The sequence below is a fragment of the Rhodococcus sp. NyZ502 genome (genome assembly GCF_041464245.1).
GTDB lineage: Bacteria > Actinomycetota > Actinomycetes > Mycobacteriales > Mycobacteriaceae > Rhodococcus_F > Rhodococcus_F qingshengii.
Genome location: NZ_CP167155.1, coordinates 4,908,048 through 4,926,923, shown reverse-complemented (window position 1 = coordinate 4,926,923; position 18,876 = coordinate 4,908,048). Strand labels below are relative to the sequence as shown.

The window sequence follows — 18,876 nt, the reverse complement described above, 5'->3', positions numbered from 1 at the left end:
CTGTAGCGCACAGTTAAGTTGTGCACAACAAAGAAGTGTCAAATAGATCTACGAATAGGCGGCCGTTCGTCTACGGCGTCGACAGGATCTCGGAGACATGCGAGAGGAAGGTGTGCACTGTCCGGGCAGCGGGCGCAGGAAACCTGGTCCGCACTGCCAATCCGTCGTGAGTTCGTGAGAACCAGAACTGAACGTCGTCGGCGTTCGAGACGCGACTGAGTTGCTGCGGATTGATCGGCGCAGGCTGTGATTCGCTGGACTTTGATTTACGGGGGCGAGATCCACCGGGCATGGTTCTGTAGTCGGCGTAGGACACCGAGAAGATGTCTCTGCGAGTGGGCGAAACCTCGGGCCCCAAGCTCCGCAACACCTGCCTCGACGAGACGGACGACAGTGAAAGTGACTCGTGGAAAGCGAGATTGACTGCCCGGGCAGTGCTGTGAAGATTGTCCATGCTCGTCACGGTGATGGGCGCATTGGCTACCAGCCATCCGAAGGTGTGGTTGTGTCGCGGTTCCCGACGCGTGTGAACAGGGAACAGTAGGTGCGTGTCCCTCTTGCCGGTCAATTGTGTTGTGGCCAAACCGATCGACGCAAGAATTGCACCGAACGACGAGTGCCGATGATCGGCGCAGTTCTGGTCGAACAACTCTGCTTCGTCGGCGTCGAGGAGCATTCGGGTGTCTGTGCCCTGGGGCGACATCGCCCAGGCGGGCAGTCCCAGATCTACGGGAAAATGGGGAGTGTCACCCCCGCATGCTCGGAGGAAGGACCGCCAACCCGCAATCCGGTGGTCGCCGGGCTCTGGATCCGCGGTTGCCGATTCCCGGAAGCAGTAGTTGAGGAAACTCCCGGGCTCCGGAAGGAGATCAGACGCGATCGGATCACGGTCCGCCCGCGTGTATTCGCGATACAGAGTGCTGATCTCGGTAATTGCGATGCTCATGGACCAGCCGTCGCAGATGGCATGGTCGAACCCGCAGACCACTGTCGACTGGTCCTCGCGGGTGATGGCACCGAGAAAGTACGCGGGAAACGCGAAAGGATTGCACCATCGATCCAAGCGCTCGCCCAAGAGTTCTCGCACCTGCTCCGGTGTTCGCGCGTCAGCCACTGTTTCCTCACGCAGGCGCAGATCGGCGACGTCGGCGACGTCGACGAACAGTGCCGAGGATTCACCCGATTCTTCGGCCTGGGAGAACGAGCACGACAGGGCGTCGTGACGGGACGTCCATTCCTCGAAGCTGGCCTTGAGTGCGTCCGTGTCGATGGGGCCGGGAACGTCGAAAGTGGCAGCGAGCCAAGTCGTATCGCCGCGGCTGCCGGCAAGATGCAGCTGCTGATTGGAGGTCGGAGGAACCGGATACGTCGTTCCGGTGGAGATTTCACTCGGCGTCCACTGCAGAATGCGGCCCGGCCGTGCCTCGAACCTGTCGAGAAACGTGATGTGCATCAGGCGGTCTCCACTTCCTGACGTGCATCCGCCTGACGCACGACACGGTAGTCGCCGGTATCAGCGACCGTTCTCAGGACGTTGCGAAGGTGTCGTAGGTACCGATTCACCGATGTGTGCGCCTGCTCGGTGTCCGGAAAACTGACCATCACGTACGTACGGTCTTCCTTCCGGTTGATCCACATCGACAGATCACCCGTCGTTCCTGGCCCACCCAGTGCCCGCGCCTCGAGTTCGTCATGGTGCTCGGCACCTGGAATCAGGCGCATGTCGATGTACGACACCATCGGCGGGACCGAGGTTCCACCGATGTCGGATCCGGTCAACTTCGACACCTGGGCGATCACCGAGTGAATGGACACGTCCGCGAGTCCCTTCACCGCAGCGCGAGCAGCGTGGGCAAGGGGGAGTGCATCGGTAAAGTTCGTGACACCGCTCAGCGTGAACGAGACCGGGACGAGATTGATGAACCAGCCTTGGGAATAGAGGTATCTCGGATCGGAGCGAGTGCCGACTGCGTTGAGCGCGAAGTAGTTCGCTCGATCCGCAACTTCGATCTCGGTGAGGGCGAGGGCTGCGAAGATCCCCGTGGAGAAGCCGACGCCATTGGACTTGCACAGCGCTGCGAACGCGGCTGACTCGTCGCTGTCGAGAACGTCGATGTGTGTGCGGGTCGACCGGGTCTGTTCGCCGCTCGCGACACCGAGGTCGAGGGGGAACGTCGGGAGTTGGCCGGCGTTGGCGGCGAGAATCGAAATCCACTGCTGCACAGGCGCTGCGGCCAGGTCGAGGTTCCCCGCGGATGTCCGTTCCTCGCCGCTGTACTCGACGTAGCTGCCGGGAGAGGGAAGTTGAGCGTCGATGCCGGCGCTTTCGGCGATGTACAGCGCACGAAGTTCTTCGACGCCCAGCATCAACGACAGGCCGTCGGTGTGCGAGTGATCGACGCCGTAGTAGACGGTGAAGCCGGCGCCGTGCTCGACGACGCCACTGATGAACGAGGGCCATTGCAATGGGCTGGTATCGCCGGCGAAACTTCGGCTCACATGCTCGCGAACCGCATCTGCCGTGTTCAGAGAACCGATGCTGTGCGGCGTGAGTTCGATCGTCGACGCATCCACCACGTGACGGTCGATGACCCCGCTACCGTCGGGATCTTCGGATGATCTCACCTCGAACCAACTGTGCAGTGTGTTGTGCCGCAGGACAAACGCCTGGACCGCCCGACGCAGTGCCTCCCGATCGAGATCACCGGGCAGAGTGAACGTGAATCCGATCCACGGTGACCAGTCGACGCCTTGTGCGCGCTTGTGATCGGCGGTACGAATGTGTCCTTCCTGTAGGAACGAGAGCGGTTGGTCGCTCCGCGGTGCCCCGGATGCCGCCGCCAGGGATTGTTCAGTAGGCCTGAACTCGGTGAGCGTCCCGGCTTTCGGTGCCCAGAGATCGATGGGTGTCATTTCCATGAGAGTTCTCCTCGATCGGTGCAGCGGTTTTGGTCGGAGGTGCGAAAGTGTCGGTCGAGAAGGCAAAGTCCTCCATTTCGCGGCGTAGGAGTCCCGCGAACTGATGGATGTGGCGGCTCGTGCGCGCGTTGCCCGGGTGGCGTATGGCCAGATTGAGCCCTTCGGGAGTCCGCGTGAGCCAGATGTAGACGTCGGTTCCCGAATGATCTCGACTACGAAGGCCCCTGGTCTGCCAGCTCGTCCATTGCTCGGCACCAGGAACGTGACGAACGTCCATGTACGAGAGCACGAACGGCAGGTGCTGCGGGGAGTCGATCAGCTCGCACACTTTCGAATACGGCAGTGCCGCGGCGGGGCGGACGCGCCGTATCTCCGTGCCGGCAACCTTGGCCAGATCGCTCAGGGTTGCGGCGGGGGCAATCGGAATCCTCACCGGCACAACACCGATAAACCATCCCAGCGACGCGGCCCATCGAAGCTCCGAACGGGTGTGTTGCGGCACGACGACGCGGAATTCGTCTGCACCGGTGAGATCGCCGGTCACCTTGGCCGCGCACGCGAGTATCGCGGCCAGGAATCCTTGGTTGCTGCGCTTGCTCGCTTCTGCCAGGCGTTCGGCTCCCCGGGCGCTCAGAAGCCAGGCAGACAGGCTCTGCTGAGGGACTCGGCGTCCGGTGACCGGTTCGGGTAGCGCTGGAAAGTGCGGAGCCTCGCCCTGCGCGTAGAACTCGCGCCACGTCTGCACTGCCGGGTGAGAGCGGTCCGCGTGTCCCACGAGATCTCGTTCCTTGGTGCCGAAGTCGATGTAGCTTCCGGTCTCCGGCGGCGAGGGAGGGCTTCCCTCGCTCAACGATCGGTAGATCGTCTGCAGTTCGTGCGCGGTCAACGCCACCGAATATCCGTCCAGCAGAGCATGATCAGCGGCAAAAACCACGGTGAAGTGGTTGGGGCCTTCGATCGTCGCGAACTGATACGCAGGCCAGACAAGTGGATCGGTCGATCGGTCGAGCAGTTGCTGCAGATGTGTGAAGACAGACATCGAGGACGCAAGGTGTCCGACCTCGGTGCCCAGAATCCGGACGTCTCCAGACCCCGCGGTGCGTCGGACTATCGTTTCGCCCTCCACGGCGACGTGTGTTCGGAGCACTTCGTGGCGATCGATCCAGTGATCGAGAGCGGCCGCCCAGATCCTTCGGTCGAGTCGGTCGTGGATGCGAAACGAGGTACCCAGCCACGACGGAGTGCACACGTCGGTCTGATGGTGTACCTGCCGTTTCGCCTGCTCGGCATGTTTCAAGTGTGCCTCGTGTATGTAGCTGGCGGGACGCTGGTCGACAGGCCACAGCTCGGGCGGATTCACCGCGGCGGGAGTCCACTCGGTGACGGTCCCTGGAGGTAGGGGATAGTCGGCAAGTTCCGTGAATTCCATTGGGAAACCTGATCTCTCGAGATGGCGAAAGGTGGGGATCGTGAACGGGGCGGATGTTTGTAACCGAGAGTGACAGATGATTAGTCAAGGCAAGTAGAACGCGGCCCGAGGCTCCGCGCAACTGCTTCGGTGCGGGATGTGACGAGGAACATTCCGCTCGTTTTTTCGGACAATTCGAATACTGGACATCCGGTTTACGGCCCTGGTCACCTGTCAGTTGATCGATCAATCACTCTGTGGTGAAACAAATTTCAACAGACCGTTGTGAATTCCGTCGGAGACGAAGCATGTGTGCATGCGAACGTCGGAATATGTTTATGTGTAGCAAGTTTCGTATGGGTTCGGCTGTATCTCTTTTAATTGCAACAGGGTTCGTGTACCGCCGTCGTGTCGTTTCGGCGCGCGGATTGTTCACCGAGTATTGACATGCTCGGCATCTGCCGGTCGTATGCAGACGGTATTTCTAAGCGATGACTGATCCGATGGAATACGACCTGGTTGTGATCGGCTCCGGCCCGGGTGGGCAGAAGGCTGCCATCGCGGCGGCCAAGCTGGGTAAACGGGTAGCGATGGTCGAGAAGGGCAACATGCTCGGGGGAGTGTGCGTCAACACCGGCACCATTCCGTCGAAGACGTTGCGTGAGGCGGTTCTCTACCTCACCGGGATGAACCAACGCGAACTGTACGGCGCGAGTTACCGCGTCAAGGAGAACATCACTCCGGCCGACCTGCTGGCGCGAACCCAGCATGTCATCACCAAAGAAATCGAAGTCGTTCGATCTCAGCTTCTGCGCAACCGCGTCGAATTGTTGGTAGGGGTCGGCTCGTTCGTCGACGAGCACACCATCCTCGTCGAGGACTCCTCGCGCGGAGACAAGATGACGATCACGGCGAGGTTCGTCGTGATCGCGACCGGAACGTTGCCTGCTCGCCCGGCGGGGGTGTCCTTCGACAGTCACCGGGTGCTCGACTCCGACGGGATCCTCGATCTGACCTCCATCCCGACCACCATGGTCGTCGTGGGCGCGGGAGTGATCGGTATCGAGTACGCATCGATGTTCGCGGCACTCGGCACCAAGGTCACCGTCGTCGAGAAGAGGACGTCGATGCTGGACTTCTGCGACCCCGAGGTCATCGAATCGCTTCGATTCCATCTACGCGATCTGGCGGTCACTTTCCGATTCGGTGAAGAAGTGACGGCCGTCGACGTCGGAGCGAACGGAACGCTTACGACGCTGCGCAGCGGCAAGCAGATTCCCGCCGAGACCGTGATGTACTCGGCTGGACGGCAAGGCCTCACGGCGCCACTCGCGCTGGAGAACGCCGGGCTCGAAGCCGACGAACGTGGCCGTATCTACGTCGACGACAATTTCCGCACCAAGGTCGAACACATCTACGCCGTCGGTGACGTCATCGGATTCCCGGCGTTGGCGGCGACGTCGATGGATCAAGGTCGACTCGCGGCCTATCATGCCTTCGACGAACCAGGCGCGAAGCTGATGGATCTGCAGCCGATCGGCATCTACTCGATTCCCGAGGTGTCGTACGTGGGCGCCACCGAGGTCGATTTGACCAAGGAATCGGTGCCGTACGAGGTTGGCGTTTCCCGATACCGCGAACTCGCACGCGGGCAGATCGCAGGCGACACCTACGGGATGCTCAAGATCTTGGTGTCGACGGATGACCTGAAACTGCTCGGTGTTCATATCTTCGGCTCGGGTGCAACGGATCTCGTGCATATCGGCCAAGCGGTGATGGGGTGCGGCGGGACCGTCGAATACCTTGTCGACGCCGTCTTCAACTATCCGACACTGTCCGAGGCGTACAAGGTGGCGGCGCTCGACGTCATGAACAAGATCAGGGCTCTCAAGCAATTCCACTAGGGGTCGGGGTGTCCCCAGGTACCGGTCAGGGGCGGTCGGTGTACTTCTCGGGTAGCACTTGTTCGAATACCTGAGGGTGATGTCAGGCCTGGGGAAATAAGGCAGGGTCTATCTCCATGACCATTGCCCAGGAACTTCGTGTGGAATTTCGATGCTGATCGGACTGATTGCCGCGATCGTGGCATGCGTCGGGTACGGCGTTGCATCCGTGCTGCAAGCCTACGGCGCGCGCAAGTCGGCAGCTGCCGCCGAGCAGCGTGGCGAGGCCGGACACGTGACGGCGTCGGGTGGCCCGACCTTGCGTTCGACGTTCGCGGCCGCGCTGACGGCGTCGTTCATCCTGGGCACCGTGCTCGATGCGGTCGGATTCGCCGGAAGTGCCATCTCCGCGCGGCTCATTCCACTGTTCTTGTCGCAGACAGTGGTCAGTGCCAATCTCGTCATCACGGCAGTGCTGGGGACCGTGGTCCTCGGCATCCAGTTGCATCGTCGCGACTGGTTCGCGATCGCTGCGGTGATCGGATCGCTCCTGCTGCTCGGATTGTCGTCAGGTCACGCGGGCGGTGGGAGTTCCAACGACGTCGTCCATTGGGGTGTCCTCGTGGGCTCGGCGTTGATCTTGCTGATCGGCATCGGTTTGATCCGATGGTTGGGCTCACGCGCAGCAGTTGTCGCCGGGTTGATCTCGGGTGTGCTGTTCGGCTGTCTGGCCATTGCCGTACGCGTGGTCTACGGAATCGATCCGTTCGAAATCGGTACGATGCTCCGCGATCCGGCCGGCTGGGCGATCCTCGTTTCGGGCCTGGGCGGTTTCTATCTGCACACGGTGGCGCTGCAACTGGGATCCGTCAACGGAGCGACAGCGGCTCTGGTTGTCGGCGAGACGGTGGTTCCGGGAATCGTTGGCGTCGTGGTGCTCGGCGACGCGTCGAGACCGGGCCTGGAATGGCTTGCCGTGGTCGGCTTCGTCGGGGCAATCGCGGGCGCCGTCGCCGTGGCCGTCTTCGGCGCGGCGAGCCACGAGGAGAAACCGGTCGAAGAAGTGACCGTCTGATGCGGTAGCGAAAAGCTGTGCTGTTCGACCGGTCAATTGGTAACGGAAACCGCGTTCTCGCAGATAGTTCCAGTGCGCCCCAATGTCCCGCTTACGTTGTGCGTCACGGGCAGCGGGACGAAGAACGGAGGAAAGTGATGAGCAGCTTGGATATTCAACGCTGGTCGAACGACTTCACCGCGCTGACCAAGGTCATATCGGAAGGCATCGAGCAGTTTGTTCTCCGGTTCATTTCCAGCTGAAGTGATCTGAGCTCGTTGCCGGGTGCGGATAGTTCAGTCGTCGCTTCCGCGGTTCGAGTGATGAATTGCGATGAAATAGAGGTTCTTACGGCGTCTGGGAGGCCTGGGCGGGGGCGAGCAGGTAGGAGAACACGTACGTAACTGCGGCGATGACCGCCAGTACGATCAAGGACATCGGGAACCCTGCGGCATCTCGCACCGGGTCACCAGTAGCGACGACAGCCGACATGAACAGTCCTATCCAGGACCAGGCTCCATCTCCGACTATCGGGATCATCACGGCGACACCTGTGACCGCACCTGTGAGCGCAGCCAGACTCAGTTCCTTGTCGACCCAGCTCATGGATCAACTAGAACACAGGCACGCTCGCGAGGCTGTGGAGTATCTCGGATTCAGGGGCTGAAGAACTCGAGTCGGCGGTGCAGGCGTGCGATCGACGGGTCCCCGATCGTGCGTCTGCCGTCGGTTCGGGCTTGGCTCGGGGTCATCCCGTAGAAGTCCTTGAACGCTCGCGCCAACTGGGATTTCGAGGTGAAGCCGCATCGCAGGGCCAACGCTTCGATCGTTTCGTTCGGCATCTCGGTTCTGGTCAATTCGCGGTAGACGAGTTCGAGACGCTTCCGCCGAATGACAAGAGCTATTCCGCCGTCGGATGCGAATGCGCGATAGAGCTGTGCCCGGGAGACGGACAATGCTGCGCACATGCTCGTCGGGCCGAGCCAGGTCTCCGAGAGATGCTCGGCGATGTAGGCGTACGCACGATCGCGGAGAGAGTGATCGGGCCGCGGCGACAGATCAGGTTCGGCGATACTCAAACTGACACGAAGGAGGGACGCGACGACGTCCTCGTAGCCGGCCGCAGCATCGGGATCGAGATGCGGTAGCGCGAGTACGACCGATTGCATGCACTGAGCGAGCACGACGGCAGGAACTCCGCGCAGTACCGTCCCGTGTAGAGAACGACCCTTCGACTCGGCCTCGACGAGGGAACGCGGTGCGAGGAGCGTGATGGTGCGCCCTGTCGATTCTACCTCCGCGTCGGCGGTCCAGGTACGCCCGAGGTCGAAGAATGTGACATCGCCTGGACGTGCGACGAAATCGACTCCGTCGGCGTTGCCGCTCAACTGCCCGTCGAGGACGACCTGGACCATGTATTCATCGTCGAGTCCGCTCTCGGCGATCAGCCGATTGTTTCGGGTGTACTTCTGTGCATTGAAGGTAGTTTGACCGATCAACGAGGTTCCGATGGAAAGCGCTGTGATCGAGCCTTCGAGAGATGTGTCAGGGTCAATTCGGTCGGTGACGAAGAACGGACGTGTGGCACTGCGCCAGAAGTCGTCGGCGTCCGCAGGATCGACCGATCGGGTCGACACGCGGATGCGGGCGGAATTCATCGACACGCGGGCATGATATGTCAGATCCCGCAGGTCGCAGTCACTCTCCCGCAAATAGACGTCAATAGTGACCGAGCCCACATAATGAGACAAATCGGGCGTATTTGTGAGACGGCCAGTGCTCGCGTGTCGCGGCGAAGCTGTCTATGTTGTTCGTTATGGGTGGACAGGTTGGGAGTTCGATGCTCGAACGAAATCTCGAGTTCGGCGGGGATCGACTGCTCGTTTGTCGGCCATCATGACGTCCACTTCGAATCGATCGCAGCTATCTCGAGCAAAGCGAAATCCTCGAGGAAGGGGCACGCTGCAAAGGCGGCTTGCCGGGCGTGGAGCCACGGCGATTCGTCCCCGCCTCCTCGGATTGATGGAACGCTCGGCGGGATTGACTGTCATCGATTCGCCGCTTGGGTTCGGCAAGACGGAACTCGCCGCGTTGTGGCTCACGACTCTCGGGCAGGTGCCGAGCAGACCGGTAGTCTGGGTGCCGGCGCCATCGCATCGGATGACCCCCCTCGAGTACTGGAACACCGCGCTCGCAGTAATTCAGGATTCCCTGGAATCACTCGAGGCCCCGCCACGAATGCGCGAGGATCCAGTGGGCGCGATCGAATCACTCCTCGACTCGTCGCCCGCACCATTCGTGTTGGTGTTCAACCGCATCGACCTGGTTGAGGGTGACGAGGTGGGACGCCGAATCGTGGATCTGATCGTGCGGCTTCCCGGATTGAAAGTAATCGTCACGCTGCAGGATCGGTCTGCGACGGACTTGCTCGAAGACGTCCGCGTGGACGAGTACCTGTGCGCGAACGACCTCAGATACACGCTCGACGAGTCCACCGTTCTGTTCGCGGAGGCAGGGATTCACCTTCCCTCGGGCATCGTCCATTCGATCTGTGAACGCGTCGCCGGCGTTCCCGTGCTGATGAAGGTTGCTCTGAGTGCGGTTGCGGGGCTGAGTGAACCGAGCCGTGGACGCGAACGCGTTCAGCAGCGAGTGGACCAGGCGATCCACGCGTACGTCAGTCGGACCGCTCCTCGATCGGGCAAGTCGCTCGAGTTGTTCGACTTCGCGACTACGATCGCCGCTGCCCGCACGGTGACACCAGAGATCGCTCGTGTCTTGTCCGACGATCTTGACGTGGAGGGCAAACTGGACTTGCTCGAGTCTTTCGGTCTGATCTTCCGGAATGGTTTCGAGGGAGAACCGTCCTGGTACTTCGCGCCGTCAGTTCGACTGGCATTCATACAGATACGGGCCGAACAAGGGGATGGATTCGAAGATCCCTTCCAGGTACTCGTCGATCACGCTCTCGGGACTTCGGATATAGCCGGTGCCGTTCACTACGCCTTGGACGGACGCAAGTGGACCAGGGTGCTCGACATACTCGAGCGCCACTGGGCTGATCTTCTGGTCGATCACACCGGATTGGTCCGGACTGCGTTGCAATCCATACCCGGTGACGTACTCAGTTCGAACCCTTCGATTCTGGTGGGTCGTGACCTGCTCGAATCACGTCTGCGGCCGCAGTTGATCAACGGCGATTCATTACCGACGGAACCGGCGGAATTGCGTGCGATAGGTGGTAGTCCGCATGCGCACAGCTTGTTGAACGTCGGAACTGTCCAAGCGGTGGTGCTGAGAACATCCGGTAAGTACCAACGCTCTACCGAGATCACGCGCAAATTGGCGCACGTCGTGTACGGACTCGGCGACGAGTCGTTGGGCGCGTTGGGGTCTCAACTGCCCGCCCTGCGGCTGATCTGGGGGGTCTCGCATCAATTGACCGGTGACCTCGGTGATGCCGCGGTGGAATTGCGACTCGCCTATCAAGGTGCGGTGCAACATGGTCCGGAGTTCGTCCTGCGTCACGCCGCAGGCAATGCCGCGCTCAACTCCGCGCTGATCGGGGACGTCGCGCACGCGACAGACTGGCTGCACCTGGAAAGCACACACCCGGACGTTTCGGGATGGTTGGGACCGCCCTCGCACATGGGGGGAGCGATCGCGCGGGCACTGGTGGCGTGCGACAGCGTGGACCTGCACGCCGGAGCTGCCGCGATGGACGCACTCGCCGAGGTCACACCGCCGGGCGACCTGTGGGCGTTCGCGGCCTACACTTACACCAGATTTGCACTGCTGCAATCGGACCCGTTCTCGGGGCTGATTTCTCTCCAGCGCGCAGTGGCAACGCACGGGCACGTGAATCCGTGTGAACGATCGCTCGGTGACGCGCTTCTCACCGCGGCACGTATCGATCTTCTGTTGGCGTCCGGGGAGGGTACCAAGGCGCTGGAAGAATCAGTCGCTGCGCCACATACGTTTGCAGTTGTCACGGTCTCCGTGGCGCGGGCGCATCTCCTGACCGGGTCGCCGTCCCAGGCATTGGAATTGTGCCGCGAAATCGACTGGAGCGGGCAGTATCTCACGAGGTTTCGGCTCGAATCCCTGCTGATCGAATGCGCTGCTCTGTGTGAACTGGGCAGGATCCCCGCTGCCGCGAGTACATGGGAGGAAGCTCGCGGACTGCTCGAAACCTCCGGTGTCCTGTCGGCCCTGGCGACGATACCGCGTGATCTGATCAAGCAACTCGAAGATCGGGCCGAGGGCTCGAGCAGTGCCGTCGCGACCTTTCTCGAATCCGAAGCGGCGCAGATGTATCCGGCGGCCATCGTTCGGGTCCAATTGACGAAACGGGAGATGGACGTTCTCGTGGAACTGGGTCTCGGCATTCCGATCGGTGAGATCGCGCGGCGGTTGTTCGTATCCAACAACACGCTGAAGAGTCACGTCCGAGCCTTGTATCGCAAACTCGGTGCGCATTCCCGGGAAGAGGCTGTCGCGGCAGCGCACCGACACAACCTCCTCGGCAGTGGGCAGGACTGATCGGCGTCAGTGCAGATTGCGCTCGGCATAGACCTTCATCGCGTCACGGACCAGCGAAGCGGTGCCTTCTCCGTACTTGTCGTAGTTTGCAGTGAAGCGGGGATCGTCGACGTACATCTGGCCGAGTCCGGTGAAGGCGTCGGCGCTGGGAGTCCTTCCCTGCCAACCGATCTTTATCCACTCGAACTGTCTTCGGGTAATCGTCTGGACGTCGTCGCTTTCCGCGGACAGCCCCGCTGTCAGTGCTTTTCCGAATGCCGCTGCGATGTCGGCTTGAGCTTGCAGATGAGCTTTACGGTCCTGCTCCGACATCGACCGCCACCAGTTGTCGCCGCTGGTGTAGGCGTCCTTGCCCCAACGCTCGATGACCTCGTCCTTGTATCGGGTGTGGTCGAACCCGTCGAAAACATCTTCCGGCATGAGTGATTCACCATTCTTCGTCTTGTTCAAGGTCCTGTTGACCGATTCGATCTGTCTCGAGATCCGCGTGCGCTCTTGCTCGAGGAGTTCGAGGTGCGTACGCAGTGCGGCGGCCGTATCGCGTTCGCCGGTAAGGACTTCGGCGATGGCCGGCAATCCGAGTCCGAGTTCCCGAAGTAGAAGGATGCGTTGCAGTCGCACCAGGGCGTCTTCGTCGTAGAAGCGGTAGCCGTTGGCGCCGATGCGACTCGGTTCCAGGAGTCCCAAATCGCCGTAGTGACGCAGCGTTCTGCTGGTGGTACCTGCGGATTTGGCGAGTTCTTGGATGGACCATTCGCTCACGTGGAGTTCCTACTCTCGGATCGGTTGTGCTCATTCAGCATGCAAGTTGACGTTGCGTCAATGTCAAGAAAGTTTCTCGGTGTGCATTGTCGGGAACGTTTTATGTCCGTTTCGCCGTATCGCCACGAACGGGTCTCCAACTGATTGATTCGATGACCTAGGTCACGTGATTTGGCTCACAAATTGTCAATTTGAATAGTTGAACAAGCCTCTGTTGACGCTTTCACATACCTCGACCACGATCATCTGAACAGATCGAGTTACGCGGTTGTTGAAAATGCACGGTAGTTGAAATGCACTGCAGACGGAACGGTGGTCCACGATGACTGAACTGGTGTCGGGCGTAGCCCAGGCCAAGCCCTATGACCTCGATGATCGGTACCGGTCGGGATCGGGACCGGTGTTGCTGACCGGTGTTCAGGCAATTGCACGCGGCTTCGTCGAGCAGCACGTTCGCGACATTCGGGCAGGTAAGCGTATTGCCACCTTCGTCTCCGGTTACCAGGGCAGCCCCCTCGGCGGCGTCGACAAGATGCTTCACGGCATGCCCAAAGTTCTCGCCGAGCACGACATCACCTTCATCCCTGGCTTCAACGAGGAGCTCGCCGCCACGGCGGTATGGGGAAGCCAGACGGATCTCCCCGCCGGAACCGCGACCCACGACGGCGTGACCGGCGTCTGGTACGGCAAGGGCCCCGGCGTCGACCGCGCTACCGACACCATTCGCCACGCCAACATGTACGGCGTGAACCCCAAGGGCGGCGTCGTCCTCCTGGTGGGCGACGACCCCGCGTCGAAGTCCTCCACGGTTCCGGCCGTCAGCGAGCGCTCGCTTGCCGCGATGGGCGTGCCGGTTCTCTTCCCACGCAATGCCGAAGAGATCATCACGATGGGTATGCACGCCGTTGCTCTCTCGCGTGTCTCCGGTTGCGTCGTAGCGCTGAAGATCGTCGCCGACGTCGCAGACGGTGCCTGGACGATCGACGGCAGCATCGCGGACTTCGACATCGTGGTTCCGGAAGTGCAGTTCGAGGGCAAGCCCTTCGTCTACAAGCAGCGTCAGATGGCCGCGCCGCCGGACAGTGTCATCGCCGAGGCCGATCTGTACGGCCCGCGATGGGATCTTGTGCACGCGTACGGAACTGCCAACAACCTCGATGTGATCGAGGTCAACCCCTCCGGTGCGAAGATCGGTATAGCCGCCACCGGTACAACTTTCGACTCCGTCCGTCAAGCTTTGGCAGACCTCGGCGTCGATGATGCCGCACTGCACCGCGCCGGGATCCGTCTCCTTCGCATCGGAATGTGCTACCCCGTCGTGGGCGAGAAGATAAAGGAGTTCGCCGAAGGCCTCGAGCAGATCGTCGTGGTCGAGGACAAGACCGCGTTCATCGAAGCTCAGATCCGGGAAGTCCTGTACGGCACCGACGATGCCCCTCGCATCATCGGCAAGCGTGACGGCCAGGGCCGTCTGCTCATGCCTGCCAGTGGTGAACTGACCGCAGGCCGGCTGCTCGCCCCGTTGCGCCGCGTACTGAAGCCGCACGTCGAACTCAAGCGCACCCTCCCGGCCCCGCTGTCGCTGAACGTGCTCTCCGCCAAGCGAACCGCGTACTTCTGCAGCGGGTGCCCCCACAACCGTTCCACCGCTATCCCCGAGGGTTCCATCGGCGGCGGCGGAATCGGTTGCCACACACTCGTCACCATGTCCGGCCGTGAGGACAGCGCTGTCACCGGCCTGACGCAAATGGGCGGCGAGGGCAGCCAGTGGATCGGGCAGGCACCGTTCACCGACGTGCCTCACCTGTTCCAGAACATCGGCGACGGCACCTTCTTCCACTCCGGTCAGTTGGCTGTCCAGGCATGCATCGCCGCAGGCGTGAACATCACCTACAAGTTGCTCTACAACGAAGTAGTGGCGATGACCGGTGCACAGGACGCGGAAGGTGCCCTCTCCGTTGCTCAGCTCAGCCACAAGCTGACCACCGAGGGCGTCAAGCAGATCATCATCTGCGCCGACGAGCCTTCGCGTCACAACAAGCGCGCTCTGGCCAAGGGCACCAAGCTCTGGCACCGCGATCGCCTCGACGAGGCCCAGAAGGAGCTTCGCGAGATCAAGGGCGTCACAGTGTTGATCTACGACCAGCACTGTGCGGCCGACGCTCGTCGCCAGCGCAAGCGTGGCACGCTGCCCACTCGCAACACTCGCGTCGTCATCAACGAGGCAGTGTGCGAAGGCTGCGGTGACTGCGGTGTGAAGTCGAACTGCCTCTCGGTCCAGCCCGTGGACACCGAGTACGGCCGCAAGACGAAGATCGACCAGACGTCCTGCAACACCGATTACACCTGCATGGACGGCGATTGCCCGTCGTTCGTGACCGTCGAATTGGTACCGGGCAAGAAGGCTCCCAAGGCCGCACGTCCCGCCCCGCCCGTCGTCGCAGACCCCGATTTCGGACCGCTCACCAGCACGCAGAACGTTTTCCTCGCGGGCATCGGCGGCACCGGCATCGTGACCGTCAACCAGGTGCTCGCAACGGCTGCACTGCGCGCCGGCCTCGAGGTGGAGAGCCTTGACCAGATCGGACTGAGCCAGAAGGCCGGACCGGTTGTCTCGCACCTGCGTTTCAGCTCCAGCGCGCTCGAGCCGTCCAACCGCCTCACTCCGGGCAGCGCGGATTGCATCGTTGCCTTCGACCTGCTGACCGCGACGGACAACAAGAACCTCGACTACGGCAACGCCGAGAAGACGGTCTCCATCGCCTCGACGTCGCAGACGCCGACCGGAGACATGGTCTACGACAAGGCTGTTCGCTACCCCGAGGAGACGTCACTCCTCGCCCGTCTCGACAAGGTGTCGCGCACCCTGCGTTCGTTCGACGCACTCGCCGCGGCGCAGGAGTTGTTCGGTAACACCGCAGCGGCCAACTTCCTGCTGATCGGTGCTGCCTACCAGAGCGGTGGACTTCGTCTGCCGGCCGAGGCCATCGAAGAAGCGATCGGCATCAACGGCGTTGCCGTGGACGCGAACATCGCGGCATTCCGTTGGGGTCGTGCAGCAATTGCCGACACCGCAGCGTTCTCGGCCGTCACCACGCCGGCCAAGTCCGTCCGCGAACCCGTTGTCGCACCGGCTCACATGTTCGCCGGAACCACCTTCACCGGTGAAACCCTGCGACTGGTGGAACTGCGTGCAGCGCAGCTCATCGAGTTCCAGTCCGTCAAGATCGCCCAGCGTTACATCGATCAGGTTCAGGCAGTCTGGACCGCCGAACGTGCCGCAACCGAGCGGACCGATTTCAGCGAGGCTGTTGCCCGCGGCCTGTTCAAGTTCACCGCGTACAAGGACGAGTACGAAGTTGCTCGTATGCTGGTCGACCCCGCATTCATCGAGGACGTCAAGTCTCAGGTGCCGGCCGGGGAGAACCTGACCTACAAGCTCCACCCGCCGATCCTTCGAGTGATGGGCCGCAAGAAGAAGATCGGTCTCGGACCCAAGTCGCATGTTGCACTGAAGGTTCTGGCCAAGGGTAAGAAGCTTCGCGGTACCAAGCTCGACCCCTTCGGCTACATGCACGTCCGCAAGGTCGAGCGTGAACTGCTCGCCGAGTACGAGGCCATGATCGCTGACCTCTCTCGTACGCTCGCAACCGACGGATACGATCGCGCCGTCGAGATCGCGGCACTGCCGGACGTGGTTCGCGGTTACGAAGACATCAAGCTCGGCAACATCGAGCTGTACAAGACTCGCCTGCGCGAACTCGGTGTCGGTGAGTAGGAGCGCCGGCGAGTAGATCGAACAAGACTGTGCCCCAGTGACCGTCGTCGCTGGGGCACAGTTGCATTCAGGGCCTACTCGGACCCAGGCAGGTTCAGGAGGGCGGGAACTGGCCGTCGGCAACCACGGCGCTGCCGTTCCACGTGAAGTTCACTATGTTCGGTCCGCCTTGGGGACAGCAGAATGCATCGTCGTCCAGCAGCCAACGGTATTGGACGGATACCGAATCCTTGTTGCTGTCGATGACGTGTGTGTACGAGTACGGCTCACTGGTAGCCGTGCCCAGGTATGTTCCGTCGTGGAAGAACAGGACGTGTGACTGGTAAGTCGCATCGCCGACGCCGTCGCCGTCCACCGAAACCCAGAGCAGGTCAGGACAATTCCCGATCTGTTCTTCGCTCGCGGATCTCGGTATCCAATTGCCCCCGTTGATGTCGGTGCCCAGCGTGCCGATGGCGTCGGTGACGAGCGAGGAGCCGACGTCGAGACAGGGACCCGAAGCGGGGATTGCTGTCGTAGTCGCCGTCGTGGATACATTTGTGCGGGTGTTCGATTGTGGCGGGGGAGAGCTCGCTACCGTCGTCTCGGTTTCGTTTGCCGTCGATGTCGCCGACGCCGTTGAACTGGCTGCCGTGGAACTCGCCGCCGCTTCAGGTGTTCCTTCGGTCGACCCACAACCGGCGACCGTCAGGGCAGTGACCGTCACCAGTGCAGCGGCTGCGACGGCGGCCGAAATCGGAGCTTTCCTGCGCATGCGTCCTCCAGAGTGTATGGGTTCACGTGTTCAAGTCCCTCCTTCGTTCTGTCGCCGGGCCGCATGCGTGCGTTATCGAACAACCGGTAACGATCAGCTATCGGACTCGGTGTTCCGTGCTTCGGTGCTCTTGGCCCCGGCCGCGTCGTATCGCACGGATCCAGCAACGACGGTCATCGCAATCTCTGTGGTCAGGAGAGAATCGACCCCTTCGGTGAACGGATCTTGTTTCAGTACGACAAAATCGGCTGCTTTACCCCGAACCAGCTGGCCGGTCACATCTTCCCACCGGCACGAGTAGGCAGCGTCGCGAGTTGCGTGAGCCAGCGCGTCCGCGAGGGGGAGTGCGTACTTCGGCAGGTTGGGTGCCAGTGACGGATCGATTGCGGATCGACGGGTGGTGGCGATGAACATGTTCGGCAGCGGCGGGTGGGGAGCGGTCGGAGCGTCCGAACCCAACGCCAGAACCGCTCCGGCCTCGGTGAATTCGGGCCAGGGGTACGCGCGATTGACCCGGTAGTCGCCGAGCATCGCCTGCCAGTTCTCCTGGATTGCAGGGTCAGCGTGAACCGGTTGCATCGAGGCGATGATTCCCAGGCGGGCAAGCCTTTCGACGTTGTCCCGGGTGATGGACTCCAAGTGTTCCATTCGGTGCCTGCGGGGAATGTCTCCGTTGGCGGCGATCGCGTACTCGAGTGCCGTCAATCCGATCTCCGACGCCTCGTCGCCGATCGCGTGCATCGCGATCTGCAGGCCTGCGGCGTCAGCGGCTGTCACGACGGGGATCAAGGACTCGAGATCCCAGATGGGCTCGGCGTTGGTGCCGTCCGAGTACGGCTCTTTCATTGCGGCAGTGCAGCTGTCGATCACACCGTCGATGATGATCTTGATTCCGGCGATACGGAGCCACGGACCTTGGACGCGCTCGTGGAGTTCGATCACGTCGTGAACTTGTCCGACGTTGTCGGCCTCGTTGTCCTCGCGGGTCATCAGCCAGTGAGCCGCGACGCGCAGCGGCAGTGTTCCGTCTCCTGCGTCCAATGCTCTTTCCAGCGAGGCTAATTCGTCCGCGCCGAGTGCCATGTCGACCGCACCGGTCACGCCGTCCTCGAGATAGTGGCGGAAGGCGAGAGCGAGGGCGGCGTCCCGGTCTTCGTCGGATGCGAGCTCCGCCAGTTTCGGCCAGACGTAGAGCATCATGGCGGTCTCGTACAGCATTCCGGTGGCTTCTCCGGTGTCCGGATCCCGGCCGATACGACCGCCGATCGGATCGGGAGTGTCCGCGTCGATGCCGAGTTCTCGCAGTGCTGCAGTGTTCACCCAGACCGAATGTACGTCGTTGGCGTCGAGGTACACCGGGCGATCGGGTACGACGGCGTCGATCATCTCTCGCGTCGGGTGCCCTCCATCCAGCGCGGAGAACAACCAACTGCGACCCAGCAGTCGTGGTGCGTCCGGGTTCGATTCCGCGAATTGCTTGATGCTGGACTGAATGTCGGCGAGATCGGCGGCATCACGCAGATCCAACTTCTGCAGCGCGAATCCCATCATCACCAAATGCGTATGGGCGTCGACGAAACCGGGTAGCACGACGGCACCTTCGAGATCGATCACCTCGGCGTCTGGAGCCAGGATATCGGCATAGACGGTTTCGCCCACGAATCTGAGCTTGTGGTCCTCGACGACTATCGACTCGGCCCATCCGTCGTCGGCAGCCGTGAAGATCTTTCCGTTGCGGTAGTGAGTGATGCTGTCATTCATGACTTCTACGTGATC

General features: G+C 61.6%; 12 protein-coding genes. 4 read left to right on the top strand and 8 right to left on the bottom strand.

The features are described 5' to 3' along the window. Positions 1-70: 70 nt before the first annotated feature. Genes ACBG85_RS22595 through ACBG85_RS22585 form a run of 3 tightly spaced genes read right to left on the bottom strand, consistent with a single transcriptional unit; the run spans position 71 to position 4,348 of the window. Positions 71-1,453: a condensation domain-containing protein gene (locus ACBG85_RS22595; protein WP_042451333.1), complete on the bottom strand. Its 1,383-nt coding sequence runs from the start codon at positions 1,451-1,453 to the stop codon at positions 71-73. After that, positions 1,453-2,919 (bottom strand): condensation domain-containing protein, encoded by a 1,467-nt coding sequence (locus tag ACBG85_RS22590; RefSeq protein WP_042451330.1) that lies wholly within the window; start codon positions 2,917-2,919, stop codon positions 1,453-1,455. The genes ACBG85_RS22595 and ACBG85_RS22590 overlap by 1 nt, the downstream gene beginning before the upstream one ends. After that, on the bottom strand, positions 2,852-4,348 hold the full coding sequence (locus tag ACBG85_RS22585) for a condensation domain-containing protein (RefSeq protein WP_372024947.1): 1,497 nt from the start codon (positions 4,346-4,348) through the stop codon (positions 2,852-2,854). Before ACBG85_RS22585 ends, ACBG85_RS22590 begins: the two co-directional genes overlap by 68 nt. 470 nt (positions 4,349-4,818) lie before the next feature. Between ACBG85_RS22585 and sthA the strand changes: the two genes are divergently transcribed. Together sthA and ACBG85_RS22575 are read left to right on the top strand one after the other, a co-directional pair. Then, a complete protein-coding gene (gene sthA / locus ACBG85_RS22580; RefSeq protein WP_054827928.1) occupies positions 4,819-6,231 on the top strand; it encodes a Si-specific NAD(P)(+) transhydrogenase in 1,413 nt (470 codons plus the stop codon). A gap of 151 nt (positions 6,232-6,382) precedes the next feature. Beyond that, complete coding sequence (locus ACBG85_RS22575) at positions 6,383-7,285, top strand: hypothetical protein (RefSeq protein ID WP_003940348.1); 903 nt, start codon at positions 6,383-6,385, stop codon at positions 7,283-7,285. A 327-nt stretch (positions 7,286-7,612) separates the two neighbouring features. Here ACBG85_RS22575 and ACBG85_RS22570 read toward each other — a convergent pair whose 3' ends face one another. Both ACBG85_RS22570 and ACBG85_RS22565 read right to left on the bottom strand, forming a co-directional pair. After that, positions 7,613-7,870, bottom strand: a complete 258-nt coding sequence (locus ACBG85_RS22570; protein WP_054782014.1) for a hypothetical protein — start codon at positions 7,868-7,870, stop codon at positions 7,613-7,615. A 50-nt stretch (positions 7,871-7,920) separates the two neighbouring features. Then, positions 7,921-8,922, bottom strand: a complete 1,002-nt coding sequence (locus ACBG85_RS22565) for a helix-turn-helix domain-containing protein (RefSeq protein WP_372027894.1) — start codon at positions 8,920-8,922, stop codon at positions 7,921-7,923. A gap of 364 nt (positions 8,923-9,286) precedes the next feature. Between ACBG85_RS22565 and ACBG85_RS22560 the strand changes: the two genes are divergently transcribed. Further along, a complete protein-coding gene (locus ACBG85_RS22560; RefSeq protein ID WP_372024943.1) occupies positions 9,287-11,806 on the top strand; it encodes a response regulator transcription factor in 2,520 nt (839 codons plus the stop codon). Between the two features lie 6 nt (positions 11,807-11,812). Here the strand turns inward: ACBG85_RS22560 and ACBG85_RS22555 are convergent, their stop codons facing one another. Then, positions 11,813-12,568, bottom strand: a complete 756-nt coding sequence (locus ACBG85_RS22555) for a MerR family transcriptional regulator (protein WP_030535291.1) — start codon at positions 12,566-12,568, stop codon at positions 11,813-11,815. A 322-nt stretch (positions 12,569-12,890) separates the two neighbouring features. Here ACBG85_RS22555 and ACBG85_RS22550 point away from each other — a divergent pair, with 322 nt between their 5' ends. Continuing rightward, positions 12,891-16,346: an indolepyruvate ferredoxin oxidoreductase family protein gene (locus tag ACBG85_RS22550; RefSeq protein ID WP_042451318.1), complete on the top strand. Its 3,456-nt coding sequence runs from the start codon at positions 12,891-12,893 to the stop codon at positions 16,344-16,346. Positions 16,347-16,440: 94 nt separating this feature from the next. On the opposite strand, the gene ACBG85_RS22545 is transcribed toward ACBG85_RS22550, so the two are convergent. Continuing rightward, on the bottom strand, positions 16,441-17,100 hold the full coding sequence (locus ACBG85_RS22545) for an LppP/LprE family lipoprotein (RefSeq protein WP_234551898.1): 660 nt from the start codon (positions 17,098-17,100) through the stop codon (positions 16,441-16,443). A gap of 93 nt (positions 17,101-17,193) precedes the next feature. Further along, positions 17,194-18,861, bottom strand: a complete 1,668-nt coding sequence (locus ACBG85_RS22540) for an amidohydrolase (RefSeq protein ID WP_003939773.1) — start codon at positions 18,859-18,861, stop codon at positions 17,194-17,196. Positions 18,862-18,876 lie beyond the last annotated feature (15 nt).